The following is a 3,346-nucleotide window of genomic DNA, read 5'->3' on the forward strand; positions in this document are numbered from 1 at the left end:
TCCAAAGTGAAAAGCAGCGATGGCTTCGCCACTGGCGGAACAGGAAGGAGCGGGCGGAGATGTTGGACCACCTAAAAGGCAAAGCCGTGACGCAAACGGCAATTTTGCTTGGTGTTCACACAGAACCGCCCAGGCCCGTTTGTCGGGCTTCGCCCTCCTCACTCTGTTCCGCCGAATACATGCGTATTCGTCAGACCAGACCGACGAGGCGCAGCCCATCGGCGGAAGGAGGCACCAAGCCCCCACGCCATCGCCACGAAAAGGAAACGACATGACCACCATTTCCGCGACCTACTCGCCCGAAGACAACAAAATCCGCCTATATCCGTCCACCCGTCTTGATGCCGAAACCTATCAGCGCGTGAAGGCCGCAGGCTTCAAATGGGCACCCAAACAGGAGCTTTTCGTTGCCCCCGCATGGTCCTGCGCCCGTGAGGATTTGGCTCTGGAGCTGGCTGGCGAGATTGAGCCGGAGGAAATGACCCTGGCGGAACGGGCGCAGATGAAGGCTGATCGACTGGACGCCATCGCGGACAAACGGGCCACGCAGGCCAGCGCGTATTCCCGCGCGGCTGACGAACTGTCGCGCGCGTTCGAGTTTGGGCAGCCTATCCTTGTCGGCCATCATTCCGAGCGGAAGGCCCGCAAGACGCAGGAGCGGATGCACAACGCAATGGACAAGGCTGTAAAGGCACACAAAGCCATCGGATACTGGCAGTATCGCGCCGAAGGCGTCGAGCGTCACGCCAACCGCAAGAACGATCCGAAAGTGCGCGCGGGCCGCATCAAGACGCTTCTAGCCGAACTGCGCGACCTACAGCGCAAATTGAACACTGCGCACAAGGCGCTTGAAGTGTGGGGCAAGCTGACGACAGACAACCTGATCCGCCTTGGCTTGGGTCGCGGCGATCTGCATTCCTATAACCTTTATTCCGCCGTTGAGAGTGGCGAGATAACCCCGCAGGAGGCCCGCGAAAAGGCAATGGCTGGAGCGCGCGCCACCATCGAGAGCGACAACCTGGGCCGTTGGATTTCGCACACCTTGAACCGGCTTGCTTATGAGCGGGACATGCTAGGCGACGTGCCGCGCTATCAAGGCGAGATTAGCCCGACCCTGTTGCAGATGTTCGTCCGAGAGCATGGCGCGGACAAGCCAAAGGGCGCGAAGGTCGATGCCGACCTATTCCCCGTGGAATGTGCCGCCCCCCTGCCCGCCCATATCGCCCAAGGGTGCAGCGTCGAACTTTCCGCCGACGAGTGGCGCGACCTGATGCAATCCTGCGGCTACCTGCCCCCGGCCAGCAAGCCCGCCAAGCCGCCGATCCTGAATTTCAAAGCCGGAAGCGGCACAGTTTCTGTCGTGAACCCGTGGCGCAGGGAAGCCGAGAACCTGCCGCAAGTGGAAATGACCAAGGCAGATTATGCTAAGATCCACACCGAACAGCGCGGCACCCGCCTTTCGACCTGCGGCAATTTCCGCGTGAGGATCGCCCCGAACCCGAAGCACGAAGGCCCCCGCTATATGGCCGGATGGGCTGCAATCTTTATCACGGACCAGAAGCAGCACGACGCCCCGGCCAGCGTTCAGGACATGGAGGCCGCAGAGTGAAGCGCCCCGCGATCTACACCCGCCCCGCCAAGCCCCTGACCATTCCGGTCAGGGCACGGCGGGACGCGCCCGCCCTGGCAATGGCCGAAGTGCCCGAAGTCATTGCAGTTGACCGCGCCACGGAATGCCACGTCACGCCCGAGGACGTGGCGCGGCGCATGGTGGGCTATCTTGGGCCCGTTGGCGACTATCTCACGCTGGAGCCAAGCGCAGGGACCGGCCAGCTCGCGCGCGCGCTGATCGCCTCCGGCCACAGCCCGCACGAACTAACGATGATCGAACAGCACCACAAACTTGCCGCATGGCTTCGCGGCATCGGTCCGACCCTCAATCGCTGCTTTCTGGAGTACGCCAACGAAGTGAAAGGCCGGGCCGAGTTTCCGCGCATCCTAATGAACCCGCCTTTTCGCGATGTGAGAAAGCACGTTGCAGCAGCGTTGACGCTACTTGGCCGAGGTGGGCACGTCGAGGCCGCAACGCTGGTGGCACTGGTGCCGGTCACATTCGATCATCCCGAGGCAGAGCATCTGGAAACCTTACCGCCCAACACGTTCAGCACCGCCCGAGTGCATACAAAGATTGTCAGGGTGCGCCGCGTCTAAGCAGCGCCATAGGGGCCGGGATCGGCCCCTTCTTGCCGCGGTTATGGTGTCCGGTTGCGGGGGCACCTTCGGAGCCCCCGCAACCGGACCTTGCGCTATCCGCGCAGGAACCGCTTCGCGGTTGGTAGGTTGTGCGCCCGCCTACGGCGGGCACAATGGCTTACTGAGTTACGTAGATAGCACGGTGGTCTATACCGCTTTGTATCTTACTTATACAGGTAGGACTGAAATAATATGAATGCTGTTCAGGAGTCAGCTGGACATTCTCACCGCCAAGTAGTTTATCCCGTTGATCTTTGGTAATATCAACGGCAAGCGACGATCTTAGCCAGTAGCAATATTTATTATCTATTATGTAAGCTTCTTTTTCAGCATCTCTAAAAGCGTTTAGCCATACCATAAGGGAAACAAAGCCAAACACTAAGAAGAACGCCCATGTGCGCCAGCCATCTTTCATTATCTCATAGGCCATATGTGCCATAAATGATATGGTGGCTAATACCCCAGAAAGCATAGCTAATAGTATGGACACTGTGTCGCGGATTGGGGACTTATTGCTAGGATAAAGAAAGTAGTCCACCTTAATTATTACGGCAAGTATTAGAAGAGATGCCGCGAATATTAAAATATACTTTCTAGCTGTCGATAGCACGGGAAATTTATAAGACTTCGGCTTTCTCAAGGAAAGCTTTATCGATATGTATTCTGTTAGATAGATTAAAAAAGCAATGGACGTGAAGGCTAACGCTTGAAAAAGGCAAACCGTGACAATTTTTTCTGTTGTACCCCAGAAATATTCTTTAAAGCTTCCACTACCTAGAGTTATGGAGATTATATAGCATAAAGCTGCCATACCGGTAAGAAGGGTGAAATCGCTGAAATCTAGTTTATTATTTTTGTTTCTTTTAAGAATAATTCGGGGTGCTGTACTGTTGTAAATAACCCTGCCCCTATTTTTACCTCTGTTTCTGACCATATTATTTAAGTTCCTTAACTTCAGTTGGCAAAGACGTTTTTTTGCCACCAAATATGATAGCTGTCTAATCTATTTTATCGCGTCCCGTCCTTTGTCCGGGACCGCGCTCTAGGCTTGGCCGGCATGAGCCGGCCTGCGCCCCGAGCCTATGCCCCTACC

The 3,346-nt window shown here is 56.2% G+C and carries 3 protein-coding genes; 2 read left to right on the forward strand and 1 reads right to left on the reverse strand.

Translation table 11 applies throughout. The features are described 5' to 3' along the window. Positions 1–271: 271 nt before the first annotated feature. Both FHD67_RS19945 and FHD67_RS19950 read left to right on the forward strand, forming a co-directional pair. The gene (locus FHD67_RS19945; RefSeq protein ID WP_139599826.1) at positions 272–1,609 is read left to right on the forward strand and encodes a DUF3560 domain-containing protein; all 1,338 of its coding nucleotides are present in this window, start codon (positions 272–274) and stop codon (positions 1,607–1,609) included. Beyond that, positions 1,606–2,211, forward strand: coding sequence for a methyltransferase type 11 (locus tag FHD67_RS19950; protein ID WP_139599827.1), 606 nt, complete (start codon positions 1,606–1,608; stop codon positions 2,209–2,211). The genes FHD67_RS19945 and FHD67_RS19950 overlap by 4 nt, the downstream gene beginning before the upstream one ends. Positions 2,212–2,371: 160 nt before the next feature. Here the strand turns inward: FHD67_RS19950 and FHD67_RS19955 are convergent, their stop codons facing one another. Then, a complete protein-coding gene (locus FHD67_RS19955; RefSeq protein WP_176695231.1) occupies positions 2,372–3,187 on the reverse strand; it encodes a hypothetical protein in 816 nt (271 codons plus the stop codon). Positions 3,188–3,346: the final 159 nt, after the last annotated feature.

It is taken from the genome of Paracoccus haeundaensis, assembly GCF_006239215.1.
In the GTDB taxonomy this organism is placed as follows: domain Bacteria; phylum Pseudomonadota; class Alphaproteobacteria; order Rhodobacterales; family Rhodobacteraceae; genus Paracoccus; species Paracoccus marcusii.